We start from the raw sequence: 18,723 nt of genomic DNA on the forward strand, positions 1-18,723 counted from the left end.
ACATGACACCCCTCCTTTAGGCTGACGTGAGCCGCTTGTAAAGCCGCTTACCCAGGTAGCGCGCAGCGAAGTTAAAGATCAAGATTGCGAGGACCAGGACCGCCGACGACCCGGATGAAATGGCCTTCGCGTCTGGCATGATCCCTTCGGAATTAATCTTCCAAATGTGGACGGCTAACGTTTCGGCCGGACGCATCGGATTCAATGGACTGGAGATGTTGAACGGATTCCAATCCGTAAAGTCGAGGGCGGGGGCACTCTGGCCGGCCGTGTAAATCAAGGCCGCCGCTTCCCCGAAGACCCGACCTGCACTCAGGATAACCCCGGTGAGGATGCTCGGTACCGCTGCGGGTAAGATGACCCGTGTGATGGTCTCCCAGCGTGATAACCCCAGTGCCAGTCCCCCCTCACGTTGCGAGAGGTCGATGGTTCGCAAAGAATCCTCGATACTTCGGGTCAGAAGTGGCAGGTTGAAGAAGGTCAGGGCAAAAGCCCCGGAGAGAATGGAGAATCCCAGGCGCAGCTTCACCACGAAGAACAGAAAGCCAAACAGACCGACCACTACCGAGGGTAGTGAACTGAGGATTTCAATGGCCGTTCGAATCGTGGTCGTCACCCAGTTGTCCCGGGCGTATTCGTACAGGTAGATCGCCGCGCCCAAGGCAATGGGAAAGGAAATCAACATCGCTAAAATCAAGAGATAAAAGGAATTGTAGAGTTGCACCCCAACCCCACCGCCCTTGAGAAAGGCCTTGGCGGGAGCCGTCAGAAAATGCCAGCTCAACTGGGGAAGCCCGCTAACCAGAATATAGCCGAGCAACGCCAAGAGAATCAAGACAACCAACCCGGCAACGCCGTACAACGTCCCAATGGCAATTTTATTTTGCGTTTTTGAATTCACTATTGAAGACGCCCCTTTCGGCCGATCAAGCGAATAATGAGGTTAAAGACCAGTGACATCAGTAACAATACCAGGGCCAGTGACCACAGGGCATTGTTTTGCAGGGAGCCCATGACGGTGTTCCCGATCCCCGTGGTTAACACGGAAGTCAGCGTTGCCGCCGGATCCACTAAGCTTCCCGGCATGAGCGCGGCGTTCCCAATAACCATTTGGACGGCCAGTGCTTCACCGAAGGCCCGTGCCATCCCGAAAACCACCGCTGTCATGAGGCCTGGCGTGGCGGCCCGCAGAACCACCTTGTAGATGGTCTGCCACTGCGTCGCCCCGAGCGCTAATGAGGCTTCTCGGTAGTACCGTGGAACCGATCGTAAGGCATCCACGCTCATTGAGGTCACGGTCGGCAGAATCATGACGAAGAGCACACAGGTTCCGGAGAGAACTCCGAAACCGCTGCCCCCAAAGATTGCTCGTGTCGCTGGCACGACCACCGAGAGACCGATAAACCCATAAACCACGGAGGGAATCCCCACCAGCAGTTCTGTCACGGGTTGAAGAATCTTGGCACCCTTGTTTGGTGAAATCTCGTTCATAAACACCGCCGTTCCAATCGCAAACGGTGTAGCCACAATGGCTGAAAGAATCGTGATGAGAAATGACCCGACAATCATGGGTAGCGCCCCAACTTCAGGCTTCCCATTGGCATCCGTGATACCGGGATTCCATTTTTTCTCCGTCAAGAAATCCCAGAGATTGACGTGATTACTGGTAAAGGTCGCAATCCCTTTGGACGCAACGAAACCGATAATCCCCACAACCACCGCGACAATCAGGAGTAAAGCAGAGAAGCTCACCACCTTGCCCCAGATTTCCAGCTTGGCTGCCTTGGAATGTCGCTTGAGTTGTTTTTCTAATTGTTGGGTTGTTTTCATGACTTGCCACCTTCCAGTCGTGTGACGTTGCCGTGGACATCCCGTTCAACCTTCATTTGATCCGGTGACAGGTAACCCAATTGGCGCACCAGCGTCTGTTGAATCGCTGGTGACTGAACGTACTGAATGAACCGCTTGGTTAAGCCGTGCGGTTGACCCTTGGTATAGAGGTGTTCGTAAGACCAGATACGCCACCGATTGGTTTTCACATTGTCTTCGGTTGGCTTGATACCATTTAGACTGAGGGCTTGAACGGTTGAATTCACGTAAGAAAAGGCCACGTAGCTAATGGCCCCGGGTGTCGTCGCCACGATCTGACGAACCATCCCCGAAGAATCCTGTTCCTGAGCGGTCTTGGAACGGTGGTTAGTCAACCCAAATTGCTCGAAGGTCGCCCGCGTGCCACTCCCTTGCGCTCGGTTAATCAACACGACCGGCACGTTGGACCCGCCAAGTTCGCGCCAATTGGTAACTTGGCCGGTAAAGACCTGAATGAGTTGTTGGGTCGTTAAATTTTTTAGTCCGATTTTACGGTTAATGATGGGTGTAATCCCGACGACAGCGACTCGGTGGTCAATCAAAGCGGCGGCTTTAATGCCCTTCTGTTCACCGGCAAAGAGGTCGGAATTTCCAATCTGAACGGCCCCCCCTTGAATCTGGCTGAGACCGGTCCCGGTTCCCCCACCTTGGACGTTGATAAACGTGCCTAAGTGTTCGCCCGTATATTGTTCTCCAGCCGCTTCCACCAAGGGTTGCAGTGCCGTTGACCCGACTGCGGTGATGGATTCACCAGCATGACTGACCTGTCGCGTTTGGTAGGCAAAGATTCCCAGAGCCACAATAATAACGGCTCCGATGGCTTGCCACCAGCGTTTTTTCGACATTTCACTAACCTCCTACTAGCCGAGCGTCACGGCTCGACCTTACAAAAGTCAGTATACCGAATCAATGTAAATGTCTCGTAGCCGTATTGTAAAGGTTGTGTAAATGTAACCCGATGCTGAAAAATTGCAGGCCAAACCAGCCCGCCCAGTGGTCAGTTAAGGCGATCAAAAAAAGCCTGACTGTATGTCAGGTCTAATTTAGGATTTGCTCGTATTTTGAGAATCAGTGGCTGGATCCGCGGTCACAGGGAACGTCAGAATTACCGTGGTTCCAACCCCCAACTGACTTTGCAGATTGATCTTTCCATTAAGAGACTGCACAAGCTCCCGTACAATGGCCAGGCCCAACCCACTCCCGCTAACTAACTGATTAGAATGCGACACATCGGCCCGGTAGAAGCGCTCAAAGACTCTAAGCTGATCCTGAGGACCAATACCGATTCCCGTGTCGGCAATCGTGAGCGTCCAATCCTGGGGTGTCTGCGTGAGAGTGAGTGTAACGGTACCACCCGGACGATTGTATTTAATGGCATTACTCATGACATTTTTCAAAATTTGGTCGAGCTTGCGCTGATCGGTCACGGCCATAAAGGCTGAATCGACTTGGTTAACTAGGGTTACCTGATTGACCTGAGCCAACGGTGCCAGTAGCGTCACCTGCGTGGCAATCTGTTGACCCACCGGCACCATGCTGACCTCGACCGCATTCCCCGATTCAAGATGGGAGATGGTCAGAACGTCATTAATCAGTTCCACTAACCGTTCACTTTGCTGATCAATGATGTGCAAGAACTCCGAGCGTTTCTCAGGATCGTTCTGCGCACCCGCCAAGAGTGTCTTGGCAAAACCCGAGATCGCCGTCACCGGCGTCTTCAATTCGTGTGACGCGTTGGAGACGAAATCCATTTGCATCTGTTCCACGGCATAGACTTCCGTCACATCGTAGAGCAATACCAGAACCTGAAAATAATCCTGGGACGTTGCCGTATAGATGGCCCGGGCATCAACGGTCCGATCGTTAACCTTCAACACGTGTTGTTGGGTCTGACGTTCCGTCAAGGCGGAATTGATCAGACTGGCTAATTCGAATTGCTGGACGTCCTGGGTAAACGGATGCCGTCGCGGTGAAATTTTGTGTTGTAAAAACTGTTCCATCGCGGGGTTGGCCAATTCCACCTTGCGGTAACGGTCAATCACCATAACCCCAATGGGCAGGTAATCCAGTAGCGTGGCAAATTCTTGGTTCTGCCCCGCCATTTGCCGTTGAATTTTACGTTGATGGGTTTGTAGATAATTAATCTGAAGCGCCAACTGTTGAAAGGGATCGTGTGGCGAGAGGAGCACGTGGGCCGGTTCCTCCTCGTGACGAATCCCCTCCACTTTCTTAGTGAGAATTCCAATACGCTGGTCTGCCCAACGAAGCCCCAAGACAATCCCAAGGGCCTCAAGGAGTCCAATCAGCCAGGCCACGATCCAAGCGCCAGTCAGACTGGCTGGTTGAACCAACGCAACCAAGACACTGTTGGCCAGGCCGCAGATCAGCCACACGCCAATGAAACGTCTCATGGTTGCGCCTCAAACGTATACCCAAACCCACGAACCGTTCGCAGGAGCGTTGGATGCTTGGGATCGCGTTCAATTTTTTCGCGCAGATGCGACACATGAATGTCCACCATCCGCGTTTGCCCACTATAATCGAAGCCCCAGACGCCTTCTAGCAACTGTTCACGGCTCCAGACCTTGCCGGGTCGTTTCGCAAAGAACAATAACAGTTCGAATTCTTTAGGGGTCAAATCAATCAAACGGTCATCCCGTTTAACCTGAAACTTATCCTGGTCGATCGTGAGATCGCCAACCTGTAAGAGGTTCCCGGCTGGCCGCGATCCCGTCTGTGGCTGATCATTTTCATCATGATAGCGTCGCATGACGGCCTTCATTCGGGCAATAACTTCGCGAGGACTGAAGGGTTTCGTGATGTAATCATCCGCCCCTAGTTCCAGGCCAAAGACCGTATCAAATTCACTAGTCTTCGCAGTAATCATAATAATCGGCGTGCTAACCTTTTCCTGACGTAATTTTTTCGTCACTTCAACCCCATCTAACTTAGGCAACATCAAATCCAAGAGGATCACGTCGAACCGTTCGTGAAGGGCCAAATTCAAGGCCTGCTCACCATCAATCGCGGTCACCACTTGATAACCCGCCTGTTCGAGGTTGTACTGCAGTAAGGTAACAATCGCTGGTTCATCATCTACGACTAGGACTCTGCTCATGGGTTATCCCTCCAGATCTCGAAAGAGTACAATACCAATTTCATGGGGCGCACCTGAATAGATGGCCGTTTCGGTCATTTTAAGTTCGCCGTTCATATCGCGCACCCGCAAGTGGCAATAGGCGGAGTTAGCCAATAGGGCTTCATAAAAGCTCGTTTCACTGTTAATCGGGCGATGGTTACATTCAAGAATAATGTCCCCCGCCGCTAGATCCAGCTTGGCCGCGGGCGTTCCTGGCCGAATGGCCAAGACCCGCACCCCGTCATCAACCTGAGAATACCAGAATTGTTGACGCTCATCATAGTGTTTAGCTTGCCAAAGAACGAGTGCATAACCAACCAACAGTAAAATTAAAAGAATTGGGGTTACTGCGGACCAGAAGAAACTGACACCTAAGAAAGCGGCAGCCAAGACGCCAAGCCAGACAAACTTCTTCGCCAAACGTTGATAGACAGCGCGTGGTGCCTGACGAAATACCGTAAATCGTAGTCCCAAGACTAAAGGCAGAACCAGAATAGCAAAGCTCTGGCCATGTAAGTGAACCACCGGCCAAAAGGCCCACTGACTAGTGAACCAATTGCCAGGGACAAGGGTCACCATCGGCAAAATCAAGAACTCTCGCCAAGGATAGCCGGCAATGCGTTTGCCCCGTTGCTTTGCATAGATTCGGGGACTCACAAAACGTCCGCCGTAATGTGCGACCCAATGGCCCATTAACAGGAAGAACAGAACGCCTAGCCAAAGATAATTTTGAACCCCGACGCCCTGCCAGGTCAGCCCGACTGAATTCAGACTGAATGAATCTGTTATGTATGATCCGCTCCAAATTGTAACGGCCGTGGCCACCACAATCAGGGTCAGAGGAAGAATCGTCGTTGGAAGCACGACCAGCGTGACTAATGCCAAGGCTTCATAGACCAAAATCCACACAACCGGTAGACTGAACCCGACTAGAATATTGACCAGCGAGAGCCCCACCCCCAACAAAAGCCCCTGTGTGAGCATATGGCGTAATTCAAAGTGATCACTATAGACAGCACTCCCAAAATCTTTGCGTTCCTGCTTGATGCGCGCACGGCTCACCAGCCATAACCGCAAGACTGCCAGCCAAACTAACGGCTGTAAAAGATAACTGCCACATGCTATCAACGTTCGCATGTCATCGACACCTTTCCTGAAAAAATAACTGTCACCAGTATAGCATGAAACAAAAACAGGCAACACGACATTCGTGTTACCCGCCCAAAGGTTCTTCATTTAGAACAATTACCAGTTATGACAGGTGTTGTTGAACGGCCGCCCGCGGCTGCCAGGGATTACGCCGGCTAAGGTGGTACTCTGCCACAACTGAGATAATCACTGGTTTGCCTCTCCAGTAAAAAACGCGGCATCAAATCGATTCAAAAATGGTAACTATCACCCACTTGTCACTTGGCGATAGCTACCATAATTTTGTTGTTTTAAAGGCTGTGAATCTTACTCCGCCAACTTAGCTGGTATCACCTAGTGTCGCTACCGATCCGCCATCTAAGCCGTGAGGTCGCCGGTTATGGGCTCAGGCGCGTCGTTCTCCTTAGTCAGTGAGTGAACTTCTCACTGGCTTAGGAGAAAACCAAACTTGAAGACTCGTGTTCTTCGAGGCTTCAAGTTGTGTTCGCACCGTTCCAGCCCATAACCGGCGACCGGTAAGGCGTGAAGGATATCCATGTTGCCTATCAGTTCATAGACACAGTTATTGTGGATTCTTCTGGCTCAACTGCCACTGAAGATAGGCATCGATAAACGGATCGAGATCGCCATCCATGACGGCCTGGCCATTCCCGGTTTCGTAGTTGGTCCGATGGTCCTTCACCATGGTATAGGGATGGAAGACGTAGGAACGAATCTGTGACCCCCAACCGATGTCCAGTTGTTCACCTTCGATAGCCGCCTTTTCCTGAGCCTTCTTTTCTTCTTCCCGTTCATACAACTTAGCCCGTAACATGGCCAAGGCCGTTTGCCGGTTTTGAAGTTGTGATCGTTGGGCCTGACTCTGCGTCACAATTCCCGTTGGCAAGTGGGTAATCCGCACCGCTGAAGAGGTCTTGTTGACGTGTTGCCCACCGGCACCGGAAGCCCGATAAACATCGACCTTCAAGTCCGCCGGATTAATCTCAACATCAACCGTCTCGTCCAATTCTGGCAAGACGTCCACCGACGCAAACGACGTGTGTCGCCGGCCGGCCGAATCAAATGGGGAGATCCGCACTAACCGGTGGACCCCCTTCTCGGAACGCAGATAGCCATAGGCATTGCGTCCAGCAATTAGGAGCGTAGCACTCCCGAGCCCCGCAACATCTCCAGCCTGATAGTCCAAGATGGTCACCTGGAAATGGTGTTGCTCTGCCCATCGGGTGTACATCCGCATTAACATGGAACCCCAGTCCTGTGATTCCGTCCCCCCGGCACCCGGGTGAATTTCTAGGATGGCGTTATTCCGGTCGTAACGTTGATTCAATAACAGGTTCAACCGATACTGACGCAAGGCATCCTCAGCCTTGGTGTAGTTCTGGTCAAACTCGGCCTGCATGTCATCATCCGGTTCTTCTTGCAGTAACTCAACGGCCACTTCCAGATCGGCAACCTGGTCGCGCAAGGCCTCAAACTCACTGACCTTCCCCTTCATCTCGTTGGTTTCGTCAATCAGTTTTTGGGCGGCATTCGCGTCGTCCCAGAACCCTGGTTGGGCCATTTGTGCCTCGTTAACGCTGATGCTCTCGTTCAGGGCATCGAAGTCAAAGTGACCCCCTAAAGCCGTCGAGTTGTTCCTGCATGGCCGCAATGTTCCGTTTTGCATCGCTTAAGTCCATTTTGTTTGGCTCCTTAGTTAAATAGTTTTTGTCGCTGTTGTTAACCTTGTGGAAACGTGCACTCATAGGCAACCAGCTCCGCAACGTTAACGTTCGCTGACTAATCGCCCATGCGTACACTCTTTCAAAAAAACGAGGCCGGAATCTCTTCCCGCCTCGCCAGTTCCCGATTATCGGGTAATATTTTGTCTAATTTCTGACTTCATGAACAACCGGGTGGCATCGTAATCGATATCTGAAATCATTTCTTCAAACATCCGGAAACCATCTTGTTGATATTCAACCAGTGGGTTCAATTGACCGTAACCCCGTAAGCCGATTGATTGACGCAATTGATCCATCGCATCAATGTGGTCGGTCCAGTGAGAGTCAACAACCCGCAGAAGCACAACCTTTTCGAATTCCAGCATTTGAGCGGGATCGTAGAGTTGCTTTTCCTTTTCGGCATAAACGGCTTCGGCTAAGCCCATGAAGTAGGCCTTAATCTCGTCAGCAGACTTATCCTTCAGGTCAGCCAGGCTGATCTTTTCGGGTGAAACCATCGCCGAGATCCCGAAATCAAGTAACGTGTCCAAATCCCAGTCAGACTTGTCGCCTTGGGTGTGTAAGTTAACCACCCGGTCAACGGTCCGCTTGATCATTGGCATCAGAACCCATTTCAGTGAATCGCCTTGGTTGATGACCTCGTTACGTTCACCGTAGATCACGTCACGTTGTTGACGCATAACATCATCGTACTGCAGAACGTTCTTCCGGGAATCATAGTTATTCCCTTCAACTCGCTTCTGAGCGGATTCAACTTGCTTGGTGATCATCCGACTCCGAATAACGGCGTCTTCACCTTCAACGTTCATTCGTTCCAAGAAGCCCTTAACTCGATCGGAACCGAATCGACGCATCAAGTCATCTTCCAGAGACAGGTAGAACTGCGTCATACCAGGATCCCCTTGACGACCGGAACGGCCACGAAGTTGGTTATCAATCCGCCGAGACTCGTGACGTTCAGTCCCGATAACGGCTAACCCACCAATTTCAACCACGCCGGGTCCCAATTTAATATCGGTCCCCCGCCCAGCCATGTTGGTGGCGATGGTAACGGCCCCACGTTGACCGGCATTCTGAATGATGTCAGCTTCCTTGGCATGGTTCTTCGCGTTCAAGACCACGTGCGGAATTTTTTCCTGGTCGAGTCGTTCGGACAGGTATTCGGACGTTTCAACGGCAACGGTCCCGATTAACATCGGTTGGCCCTTGGTGTGTAACGTCTTGATTTCGGTCACAACGGCATCGAACTTGGATTCCAAGGTTGGGTACAACAAGTCAGGTTGGTCAACCCGGACAACCGGTTTGTTGGTTGGCACGGAGACCACTTCCATGTTGTAGATTTCGCGGAATTCTTCGGCTTCGGTCTTCGCCGTACCCGTCATCCCGGAAAGCTTCTTGTACATCCGGAATAAGTTTTGGTAGGTGATATTGGCCATCGTCTTGGTTTCTTCCTGAATCTCAACGCCTTCCTTGGCTTCGATCGCTTGGTGCAAGCCATCGGAGTAACGCCGACCATCCATAACCCGTCCAGTAAACGAGTCAACGATGAGAACTTCTCCTTCTTGAACCACGTAATCCTTATCACGCAACATGATGTAGTTAGCCCGCAAGGCTTGGTCCATGTGGTGAGTCAAGGCCGTGTTGTCGGTATCGTAGAGGTTCTTCAGGTTGAAGTACTTTTCAGCCTTTTCAATCCCTGTATCAGTTAAGGCAACCGTCTTAGATTCCAAATCAATCTTAAAGTCGTCTTCTTCATGCAGGGTCTTGGCAAACCGGTCCACTCGTTGGTACAAGGCACTCGTACCTTCGGATTGACCAGAAATGATCAGTGGCGTCCGGGCTTCATCAATTAAGATGGAGTCCACTTCGTCGACAATGGCAAAGTTTAAAGGACGTTGAACCATATCTTCTTTGTAAACCACCATGTTATCCCGCAGGTAATCGAACCCGATTTCCCCGTTGGTGGAGTACGTGATATCAGCCAAGTAGGCCTCACGCTTTTCTTCGGAAGACTTTTCGGCAGAGTTCAAGCCAACCGTCAAGCCCATCCAGTTGTACAGTTCACCCATTTCAGTGGCATCACGTGCAGACAGGTATTCGTTAACCGTCACAACGTGAACCCCTTTGCCAGCTAAGGCATTCAGGTAGACTGGCATCGTTGCGGTCAAGGTTTTCCCTTCACCGGTCTTCATTTCGGCAATGTTACCTTCGTGAAGGACAATCCCACCCATGATTTGGACGTGGAATGGATAGAGGCCGAGGACCCGCTTCGCACCTTCACGAATGGCAGCGAAGGCCTCTGGCAATAAATCATCCAAGGTTTCGCCGTCTTGATAGCGCTGTTTAAATTCTGGCGTTTTAGCCTTCAGATCTTCATCTGACAGCTTTGCGTAATCGTCAGCGTAAGCGCCAACTTCATCCGCTAATTTACTTAGGCGTCGTAAAGTCCGTCGATCACTTTCGACCCATCGTTTCAAAATATTTGGCATGTGAGAATTCCCTTCAGTACTTTTATAAGTCTATTTAAAGTTACCTATTTCTTGGCAATAAATCAACCTACATTTTAACACTAACCAAGGCAAGATGAAACTTTTCTACCCATCTAGCGAATGATGAAAGCGAATTCTTTGCGTGCTGAGACTAAAAAAGCACCGCCTAGGCGGTACTTCGTTAGTTAGTCAACATTATTGGTCGTCGGCTTCAATCAGACCATAACGGCCGTCGTTGCGGCGGTAGACAATGCTGATCCCATTGGTTTCAGCATCCTCGTAGATAAAGAAGTCGTGGCCTAACATGTCCATTTGCAGAACAGCTTCTTCATTATCCATTGGCTTTAACGAAACGCGTTTAGTCCGGACAACCTCGAGCTCGTTACTTTCAGCTGGTTCTTCCGCAGCCTCTGAAGCGAAATCAAGATGCTTGTAGCCTTTTTCCCGAGACTTACGGTTAACTTTGGTCTTGTACTTGCGAATTTGACGTTCCAGCTTGTCAGTAACCAGGTCAACACTTGCATATAAGTCCGGAGAGGTTTCCTCCGCCCGTAATGTCAAGTATGGGAGTGGGATTGTTACTTCAACCTTCGCTGTCTTGTTTTGGTAGACCTTCAGGTTGACATGCGCAATTGCCTCAACTTTGTTGTCGAAATATTTCTCCAACTTGCTGATACGCTTTTCAACGTAATCCCGTATTGCGTCAGTAACTTCGATGTTTTCACCACGAATATTAAATGTGAGCATAAAACTTCTCTCCCTTCAGCCAAGAGATTGCTTGGCTTGCTCAGCACTAGAAGGACCACTCTTCTAATATGCTTTGCTTACATTTATTATAATAGAAAGCCTTCTCATAAACAATTAATCTTGTCATTTTTATCGACGCTTAACGCGCTAAAGTCAGGCTAGTAACCGCTTTCGCGCCACCTAAATAAATTTGCTGAGCCGCATGTCTCAGGGTTCGCCCCGTCGTATACACGTCATCCAGTAGTAAAACACGCCGATTGGCTAAGAGGTCACTAGCCCCAGCGACCAGTTCAAAGGGTTGGGGTGTCAGGAGACGTTCCTGTCGGGTCTTGGCCGACTGTGGCCGGTCCTTATGGGTTGCCGTGACGGCCAGTGCTTGCTGAAAAGGTTGGCCCGTCAGCCATCCCGTCACCTGGTTGAACCCCCGGGTCTGCCAAGTTCGCTCATCAATGGGAATCGGGACCAAAATATCATAGTCTACCTGTTCCAAGGCCAGCCTGAGTGCCTCTTGCAGACCCAATCGCAACCGATAGTCCCCCTGAAATTTATACTGTTGCATGTAGGCTTTCATCCCCGCATCATAGCGATACACGGCCCGATTACGGAGGTTATCATGCCAGCGTCGGCAATCTCGGCAGACTTCAACGGTAGTCTGTTGCCGACCACACTGCGGGCAATGCTGCGGACTAATCGGCGTCAATCGATCATGACAAGTGGCACACAACGCCGGTTGCGGCAATGGCCGCCACTGCCAAATCATGGTCACCGTTATAGCCGGGGCAAACGACCGGCCACACCACACACAGGTTAACATGGTCGTCCCCCCTGACGCCGACCCTGCCGGTTCAGACGAGTGATCATGTTGCGGGCGCGTTGGACAGTCCGGGCATTGCTGTGACAGTAGGCCAGGACCTGCCCGCCAGAATCAGTTGCCAGTCGGCCGACCCGCCCGGCAATCTGGACCAAGGCTGCCGTCGAAAATACCGGGTCATCCGCCCCCAAGATGGCCACGGCCACTTTCGGAAACGTGACCCCCCGCTCCAAAATGGTCGTCGTTAACAGAAAACGATAGTTGCCCGCCCGAAAAGCCTGGACCTTGGCCTGTCGTTCGGGGTCGGCGGCATGAACCGTGGTTCCACCACTCAGCCCAGCTTTCATGAGCACCGCCATGACCACCGGCAGATCGGCCACGTGCGGCACAAAGACTAAAAATGGCCGTCGCGCCGTCCACCAAAGACGGAGCTGTCGTTGCAGCCCGGCCGGAAGCCGTCCGCGCCCCAACTGTTGTCGCCACCGCCAACTGATCTTGAGCTGAAGCGGTGGCAACAAATAACCATGATAACGCAGTGGCAAGTAGGTGACGGCTAATTTTCCCTGCCTAATCTCTCGTTGTAGGCGTTCTCCGGGCGTTGCCGTCAGATATAGGCAACTGCCCTGCGTCTTCTGTGCACGATCAATGGCGACCTGTAGCATCGGACTGGTGGCTAAGGGAAAAGCATCAACTTCATCGACAATAATCCAGTCGAAGGCCTGATCGAAGCGCAACAATTGGTGTGTCGTACAGATCGTTAGCTGACAATAGTGATACGGGACCGGTTGCCCACCGTAGAGTACGCACTGCTCGACCCCACCAAAGTCGCGTTGCAGACGCGGGGCAAGCTCTAAACAAACATCGATTCGGGGTGAGACCCACGCCACCCGCCAACCCCGAGCCAACGCATCGGCCAGAGCCGGATAAACAATCTCAGTCTTGCCGGCTCCGGTCACCGCCCACAAGAGCTGCCGCTGGCCGGCTAACGCGTGTTTTTGAACGGCTTGAGCTGCCTGCATTTGCCTGGCGCTGAGCCGACCGTGCCAAGTCAAGCCCCCCATCACCAGTCGGGCAAACCGATTCGGTTCCGGAATAGTGTATAATCGATCCCGAGAGGTCAACCGACCCAATTGAAGGCAGGTGCGACAGTACCAGTCACCATTTGGCAATCGATCGGTTGCCGCAATCCATTGGCGACAACGTTGGCATTGCCAGCGCTGACCGATCGCCGTAACCGCTTTACTGGTCACCATCTCCGGTGCTCCCGGGAGTGGTACCGGCGATCGGCGCCCAAATAATTCTGAAAAATCTGTCATTCGTTATCCCTCCCTAGTCATTCAGGGATAACTCCGTAATCGACAGCGTAAAATTTGTAAAGGATGGTTATTTTATGGAAACTGATTACCTCACCATCAAAGAAGCTGGCCAACATGAGCTAGAAATCAAAAAATCTCGGTTCATCGCCGACGTTGGCCGTGTCATCACCGAGGAAGAGGCTCAGGCCTTTATCGCCGGTGTTATCGCTCGTGAACCCAAGGCAACCCACCATTGTTGGGCCTATGTCTTGGGAGAACACGACGAAATTCAACGGGAAAGCGACAACGGCGAGCCCTCAGGAACCGCCGGCGTGCCGATCTTAACCGTTCTCAAGCGAAACGACCTGCACAACGCCATCACCGTCGTCACCCGGTACTTCGGCGGAATCAAGCTCGGGGCGGGCGGCCTAATCCGTGCTTACAGCAACGCCACTTCCACGGGTGTCGAAGCCACCGGAGTGGTCAGACTCGTCAGACAGCGTGAGCTCACCCTCACCGTGTCTTATCCTCTCTACGACCGTCTGGCCCACTACCTGACCGAGAACGCCATCAGCGTGCTAGACACGGCCTATACCGACGCTGTGGCGGTGACCATCGCCGTTGACCTCGATGCCGTGACTCCGACTCAGGATGCCATTACCAATCTGCTCAGCAACCAATTCACAGTTAAGGAAGGCCCCGTGGCCTATCACGAGGTTCCCGTTGAAATTCATGCCAGCAATCGTTGACCATTTCATTTGTCAAAAAAAGGGACCCGAATCGTTAAGATTCGAGTCCTTTCGTCTACCGTCAACATCCCTAATCGGAATTCTTTGACGTCAGCTTTTTAACAATGTGATTGATCCAGTGTAACAGTGGCTGTCGATCGGAACCGACCAGTCCAATGGCCTCCACGAAGAGCTCCAACCCAATTAGGATGGCGATGGTCAGGAGGACCGACCCCCAGATCGTGGACAGCGGATACAGCAAGGAAATAAAGGAGAAAATTAGCGCAATCCCGTAGATGACCAGCACCGTTTGCCGGTGGGTCAGACCCAACTGCATCAATCGGTGATGCAGATGGTGCTTATCGGCGTGCGAGATGGGCTGTTTGTTCAAGATCCGTCGAATCATGGCGTAAACCGTATCGGTAATCGGAACCCCCAGGATAATCACGGGGATAATCACGGAGATAAACGTCACGTTTTTCAACCCATACAGGGAGAAGCAGGCAATCATGAACCCGATAAACTGGGCCCCGGTATCTCCCAGATAAATTCGCGCTGGGAAGAAGTTGTAAGGTAGAAACCCGACCATGGCGGCGACTAAGGCGAAAATCATGATGGCCACCCAGGTGTTGGCCACGTTGAGGAAGAAGAGTCCCGTGATCCCCGTCGTGGTTAACGCAATGATGGAAACTCCGGTTGCCAACCCATCAAGGCCGTCGATCAGGTTGATGGCGTTAATAATCGCCACAATCCAGATCAACGTAATAGGTAAGGCTAACCAGCCGAAATGCCAAACGCCAACAAAGGGTAACGTCAGGTAACGCATCCGCACACCGGCAACGAAGTAAACTTCTAAGGCCGCCAAGGTTTGAAACATCACCTTTTGCCGCGGCCGTAATTCAAAGACATCATCGATCATCCCGCCGGCAACGATAATGCATTCCCCACCGAACAATCCCCAGAGCTGCTGCGTTGGCATCTGATCACGGAGTAGAAACATGGTCGAGAAGGTGAAGGCAATGAAGATTGCCAAGCCACCCAATGTGGGCATGGGCACCTTGTTGACGCGTCGCTGATTTGGTTTATCCACCGCACCAATTTGAAACGCAAGGCGGCGTACAAACGGCGTTAGGACTGCGGAGATAATCATGGTAGCGAATAAGCTAACAATAATCTCAAATTTCATAAAGTGTCCTCTTTCTTTTCTATCGGTTCTTTTGCTAATTATACAAATCTCACAAATCAAACACAACCGCCTTTTAGGGTTGCCACCGAACCTTACGGAAGATTTAAGCGGTGCCATTATTCACAAACTCATGAAATCATTTTCATAAATCAAATAATTTTCACGCCACATTTGCCTTCACCCTTCCGAACAATCTTTGTGTCCAAGGGATTTCGCAAGTGTAACGATCCCGAATCTCTCGCGCCACGATCAAATTGACGGGTCTTGTGAAAAAACGAGTCAACGGCCACGATAACTGCCGTTAACTTGCCAAACAATTTCCTTAGAACCGGATCAAAAAAGCGGCGAACCCTCCTGACAGAAGGCCCACCGCCGAGTATTGGGGCCACCGAGGAAGCTCCTCGGCACCGCAACTACTCTTTTAAGTGATAGTTATAAGTTGACACAATAATATTTTCACGTGAATTCAGCGTTGCCCGCAGACGTAAGGCCGTCTGGTTATGCAACACATTTTGCCAAGGATGGCGTGGCACGAATTGAGGTACCAGCACGGTGGTCGTGAAGTTTCGTTCGGCCGCCCGCTTAGCAATCACATCACAGAACCGCAACGTTGGCGTTGCAATTGACCGGTAGGAGGAGTGAATATCCACAAACCGAATGTCTGGGAATTCCTCCTTGAATTCCTGAGCGGTCTTATGTTCCTTCTGTGGATTTTCATCGAAGGAAACGTGCATCGCAATGACGTAATCCCCGATAGACCGGGCGTAATTGATAGCGCCAGTCGTCACCCGAGTGATGTTGCTGACCAAGACAATGACCGTGGCCCCATCATACTCGTGAACTTCGGCCTTGGCCTTTGCGGCTACCCGCAACTGCTTAGCAACCTTGCCATAGTGCTCGTGAATGCGGTAGAACAACCGCAGAATCAATGGCATGATGATCAGATATGGCCAAATGTTGCCGAAACGCGTAATCAAGAGGAATGTCACTAAGACCACAGAGATTAAAGCCCCAACAAAGTTAATGAAAGCTTTCCCTTGCCAGAAACCTTCACGGGTTCTAAACCAGTGAATAATCATCCCAGATTGAGACAACGTAAATGGTACGAACACCCCAATGGCATACAGTGGAATCAACAACGTCGTTTGCCCATGGAAGATGAAGATCAGAGCAATCGCACCCAGTGCCAATGAGATGATCCCATTGGAATAACCCAGCCGGTCTCCTCGGTCTAAGTAAGCATGTGGGAGAAACTTATCTTTAGCCAAGTTATAGGCCAGAATTGGAAACGCTGAGAATCCGGTATTGGCGGCGACAGCTAAAATTAAGGCAGTAGATAATTGGAAAAGATAATAGATGATGCCATGACCGAAGACGTTGGTTCCAATCTGCGAAAGCACCGTTTGACTAGCTTGTGGTCGGATACCCATGTAGTAACTCATGAAGGTAATCCCACCGAAGAAGATCGCCAAAATCGTTGCCATGATGGCCAACGTTGCGGCCGCGTTATGACTCTTAGGCTTCTTAAAGTTTGGAACCGCGTTACTGATGGCTTCAACCCCGGTCAGTGATGATGACCCGGAGGAGAATGCCCGGAAGAACAGAAGCAACGTCATCCCAGAAACCTTGCCCCCTACCGGTGCCGCAGCATGGTAAGTGATATTTCCAGTGACGATATTGTAGAAACCGACACCAATCATGATGAAGATCATCGCAATGAAGAAGTACACCGGTAACGTTAAGAACGCCGCCGATTCACGCATCCCCCGAAGGTTCATTAACATAATCCCAACAACGATTAATACCGAGACCAATACGGAATACTTCGACAAACCGGGAATAGCCGACGTGATCGCTTCAGTTCCGGAGGTCGTGGACACGGCCACCGTTAACATGTAGTCGACCAGTAATGATCCACCCGCGACTAATCCCGCGCCTTCACCCCAGTTGGTGCTGGCAACCACATAGGCCCCACCACCAGAAGGGTAAGCATGAATAATTTGCTGGTAAGAAAGCGTAATCGCAAATAACAGAACTAAGACCAATGCCGCAACGTATAATTGATACATCATGGCTGCTGCGGATAAGGTGATCAGAACTGTGGTGATTTGCTCAGTACCATATGCCACAGAGGATAGGGCGTCGGATGACAGTAAGGCTAATGCCTTAAACTTGGTCAACGCTTGACCGCCCTCGTCCATGGTTTTTAGAGGTTTCCCAATTAAAACCCGCTTTAAATAATGCCACATGACTAGTTACTCCTTATCTCCATAAATAATGAAAACGGGTCAAAACCCGCTTAATGATGCTCGATTTATTGAAGTTCAAGTGCAGACGTAATTCTACTACAACTGTCTAAACATTACCACAATTACCGCAGTTAGCAACTGCAAAATAGTGGCAGACGAACTTCCCCATTATCCGGCAACCTTGGGCGGAAATAAAGCCTTGATTTTACCAAAGTTGTGTTGCTGATCTTCGGGACGTTTTTGGTATCGGTTTCATTGCCGCTACCTCTGACAAGTCGTGATCAGATCGTACACCCTATTTCCTGTCAATGGTTGTGGCTAGCAATTGTTAAACCGCTTACAAAACGTGTTGCTTATTGGTCAACTCGCTACTAGATTATCGTATACTGGGCCTAAAGAAAGAAGTGTGAACGATGTCAACTCTGATCAATGGGGTCACCTTTTTCCAAGATAACCTGACGGCGACCCACTCCCATCGCAATCAAACTGTGTTATTTACACCGGAACTCGCCGATTTTCTAACGGCACGACACATCTATACGCTTTCACGTCGCCAAGATGGCCACCGCATCCACTATCAACGGCCCATTCGGCTTCCCGTTAGTCTCCAAATCGAACCGTATAGCCTATTTCTCTTTGGCCGCCACTTCTGTAGCATGGGCGCCTTTAGCTCCACGAACAGCAATCTGCCAATTAACACCGTGATTGGCCGTTACTCCTCCATCGCCAGCAATGTGACCCGTATGCAGGGAAGTCACCCGACAACCCGATTTACCACGTCTATGCTCACCTATGACGACCGCGTCACAGCCTTTAACGACTACTTAGCAACCACTGAAAATACCTTTGAACGCAAGCCCAATCCGGTTCGCAACGGTGGTCCGATTGTTATTGGTAACGACGTCTGGATTGGTCAGGATGTCCGCTTCACCCCAGCTGGGGCCACGGTTGGGGATGGTGCCGTCATTGCCGGCGGGGCCCTCGTCACCAAGGATGTCCCAGCCTATGCGGTGGTCGGCGGCATCCCCGCCCGCGTGCTCAAATACCGTTTCCCACAATCGGTCATCGACCAACTTGTGGCCTTGAAATGGTGGCAGTACGGCTTCGGCGACTTCCGTGGGGTGACGCCCGACGAGCCGATCGAAAGCTTTATCGACAAGGTTGGTAACCTCGCCGCTACCGATGCCATCCAACCATTTACACCTGTTAGCACAAGCTTTGACGACCTCATCGCAGCCGCTAAACAACCTGAATAGCCATAAAACATACTAAGATTAGCTCTGTAAAACCGATTTGGTTTTACAGAGCTTTTTTTGAATTACAGTAGGTATATGGAG

General features: G+C 51.1%; 15 protein-coding genes. 2 read left to right on the forward strand and 13 right to left on the reverse strand.

Features of this window, described 5'->3' with window-relative positions; genetic code table 11:
* Nucleotides 1-16: 16 nt before the first annotated feature.
* From pstA to OCU14_RS05930, 11 genes are all read right to left on the reverse strand, one after another.
* Nucleotides 17-901, reverse strand: a complete 885-nt coding sequence (gene pstA / locus OCU14_RS05880) for a phosphate ABC transporter permease PstA (protein WP_261810208.1) — start codon at nucleotides 899-901, stop codon at nucleotides 17-19.
* Entirely contained in the window at nucleotides 901-1,830 is a 930-nt protein-coding gene (gene pstC / locus OCU14_RS05885) for a phosphate ABC transporter permease subunit PstC (RefSeq protein ID WP_261810209.1), read from the reverse strand. Before pstC ends, pstA begins: the two co-directional genes overlap by 1 nt.
* Nucleotides 1,827-2,714, reverse strand: coding sequence for a phosphate ABC transporter substrate-binding protein PstS family protein (locus OCU14_RS05890; RefSeq protein WP_261810210.1), 888 nt, complete (start codon nucleotides 2,712-2,714; stop codon nucleotides 1,827-1,829). The genes pstC and OCU14_RS05890 overlap by 4 nt, the downstream gene beginning before the upstream one ends.
* A 198-nt stretch (nucleotides 2,715-2,912) precedes the next feature.
* Entirely contained in the window at nucleotides 2,913-4,280 is a 1,368-nt protein-coding gene (locus OCU14_RS05895; RefSeq protein ID WP_261810211.1) for a sensor histidine kinase, read from the reverse strand.
* On the reverse strand, nucleotides 4,277-4,987 hold the full coding sequence (locus OCU14_RS05900) for a response regulator (protein ID WP_261810212.1): 711 nt from the start codon (nucleotides 4,985-4,987) through the stop codon (nucleotides 4,277-4,279). The genes OCU14_RS05895 and OCU14_RS05900 overlap by 4 nt, the downstream gene beginning before the upstream one ends.
* A 3-nt stretch (nucleotides 4,988-4,990) precedes the next feature.
* Nucleotides 4,991-6,145 (reverse strand): PDZ domain-containing protein, encoded by a 1,155-nt coding sequence (locus tag OCU14_RS05905; protein WP_261810213.1) that lies wholly within the window; start codon nucleotides 6,143-6,145, stop codon nucleotides 4,991-4,993.
* Between the two features lie 574 nt (nucleotides 6,146-6,719).
* Nucleotides 6,720-7,836, reverse strand: a protein-coding gene (gene prfB / locus OCU14_RS05910; protein ID WP_261810214.1) for a peptide chain release factor 2 whose coding sequence is annotated in 2 segments (ribosomal slippage) — nucleotides 6,720-7,763 and nucleotides 7,765-7,836 — 1,116 coding nt in all. Because the reading frame shifts where the segments join, the coding sequence is not laid out codon by codon here.
* Between the two features lie 170 nt (nucleotides 7,837-8,006).
* Nucleotides 8,007-10,370: a preprotein translocase subunit SecA gene (gene secA / locus OCU14_RS05915; protein ID WP_261810215.1), complete on the reverse strand. Its 2,364-nt coding sequence runs from the start codon at nucleotides 10,368-10,370 to the stop codon at nucleotides 8,007-8,009.
* A 195-nt stretch (nucleotides 10,371-10,565) separates the two neighbouring features.
* The gene (hpf, locus tag OCU14_RS05920) at nucleotides 10,566-11,117 is read right to left on the reverse strand and encodes a ribosome hibernation-promoting factor, HPF/YfiA family (protein WP_057878733.1); all 552 of its coding nucleotides are present in this window, start codon (nucleotides 11,115-11,117) and stop codon (nucleotides 10,566-10,568) included.
* Between the two features lie 139 nt (nucleotides 11,118-11,256).
* Complete coding sequence (locus tag OCU14_RS05925) at nucleotides 11,257-11,931, reverse strand: ComF family protein (protein ID WP_261810216.1); 675 nt, start codon at nucleotides 11,929-11,931, stop codon at nucleotides 11,257-11,259.
* Nucleotides 11,925-13,244 carry an ATP-dependent helicase ComFA gene (locus tag OCU14_RS05930; protein WP_261810217.1) on the reverse strand — a complete coding sequence of 440 codons (1,320 nt, stop codon included), beginning with the start codon at nucleotides 13,242-13,244 and terminating at the stop codon, nucleotides 11,925-11,927. The genes OCU14_RS05925 and OCU14_RS05930 overlap by 7 nt, the downstream gene beginning before the upstream one ends.
* A gap of 74 nt (nucleotides 13,245-13,318) precedes the next feature.
* Here OCU14_RS05930 and OCU14_RS05935 point away from each other — a divergent pair, with 74 nt between their 5' ends.
* The gene (locus OCU14_RS05935; RefSeq protein ID WP_261810218.1) at nucleotides 13,319-13,972 is read left to right on the forward strand and encodes a YigZ family protein; all 654 of its coding nucleotides are present in this window, start codon (nucleotides 13,319-13,321) and stop codon (nucleotides 13,970-13,972) included.
* 70 nt (nucleotides 13,973-14,042) lie between these two features.
* On the opposite strand, the gene OCU14_RS05940 is transcribed toward OCU14_RS05935, so the two are convergent.
* Nucleotides 14,043-15,137 carry a glycosyltransferase family 4 protein gene (locus OCU14_RS05940; protein ID WP_057878737.1) on the reverse strand — a complete coding sequence of 365 codons (1,095 nt, stop codon included), beginning with the start codon at nucleotides 15,135-15,137 and terminating at the stop codon, nucleotides 14,043-14,045.
* Between the two features lie 413 nt (nucleotides 15,138-15,550).
* Entirely contained in the window at nucleotides 15,551-17,386 is a 1,836-nt protein-coding gene (kimA, locus tag OCU14_RS05945; RefSeq protein WP_261810219.1) for a potassium transporter KimA, read from the reverse strand.
* Nucleotides 17,387-17,799: 413 nt separating this feature from the next.
* Here kimA and OCU14_RS11240 point away from each other — a divergent pair, with 413 nt between their 5' ends.
* Nucleotides 17,800-18,642: a CatB-related O-acetyltransferase gene (locus tag OCU14_RS11240; protein WP_309296923.1), complete on the forward strand. Its 843-nt coding sequence runs from the start codon at nucleotides 17,800-17,802 to the stop codon at nucleotides 18,640-18,642.
* The last annotated feature ends 81 nt before the right edge of the window (nucleotides 18,643-18,723 follow it).

The sequence above is a fragment of the Levilactobacillus humaensis genome (assembly GCF_024345185.1).
Lineage (GTDB): Bacteria > Bacillota > Bacilli > Lactobacillales > Lactobacillaceae > Levilactobacillus > Levilactobacillus humaensis.

Bases quoted from the DNA above. Each gene is read 5' to 3' on its own strand.
- pstC (WP_261810209.1), bottom strand. From the start codon at position 1,830: ATGAAAACAACCCAACAATTAGAAAAACAACTCAAGCGACATTCCAAG.
- OCU14_RS05890 (WP_261810210.1), bottom strand. From the start codon at position 2,714: ATGTCGAAAAAACGCTGGTGGCAAGCCATCGGAGCCGTTATTATTGTG.
- OCU14_RS05895 (WP_261810211.1), bottom strand. From the start codon at position 4,280: ATGAGACGTTTCATTGGCGTGTGGCTGATCTGCGGCCTGGCCAACAGT.
- OCU14_RS05900 (WP_261810212.1), bottom strand. From the start codon at position 4,987: ATGAGCAGAGTCCTAGTCGTAGATGATGAACCAGCGATTGTTACCTTA.
- OCU14_RS05905 (WP_261810213.1), bottom strand. From the start codon at position 6,145: ATGCGAACGTTGATAGCATGTGGCAGTTATCTTTTACAGCCGTTAGTT.
- secA (WP_261810215.1), bottom strand. From the start codon at position 10,370: ATGCCAAATATTTTGAAACGATGGGTCGAAAGTGATCGACGGACTTTA.
- hpf (WP_057878733.1), bottom strand. From the start codon at position 11,117: ATGCTCACATTTAATATTCGTGGTGAAAACATCGAAGTTACTGACGCA.
- OCU14_RS05925 (WP_261810216.1), bottom strand. From the start codon at position 11,931: ATGTTAACCTGTGTGTGGTGTGGCCGGTCGTTTGCCCCGGCTATAACG.
- OCU14_RS05930 (WP_261810217.1), bottom strand. From the start codon at position 13,244: ATGACAGATTTTTCAGAATTATTTGGGCGCCGATCGCCGGTACCACTC.
- OCU14_RS05935 (WP_261810218.1), top strand. From the start codon at position 13,319: ATGGAAACTGATTACCTCACCATCAAAGAAGCTGGCCAACATGAGCTA.
- OCU14_RS05940 (WP_057878737.1), bottom strand. From the start codon at position 15,137: ATGAAATTTGAGATTATTGTTAGCTTATTCGCTACCATGATTATCTCC.
- kimA (WP_261810219.1), bottom strand. From the start codon at position 17,386: ATGTGGCATTATTTAAAGCGGGTTTTAATTGGGAAACCTCTAAAAACC.
- OCU14_RS11240 (WP_309296923.1), top strand. From the start codon at position 17,800: ATGTCAACTCTGATCAATGGGGTCACCTTTTTCCAAGATAACCTGACG.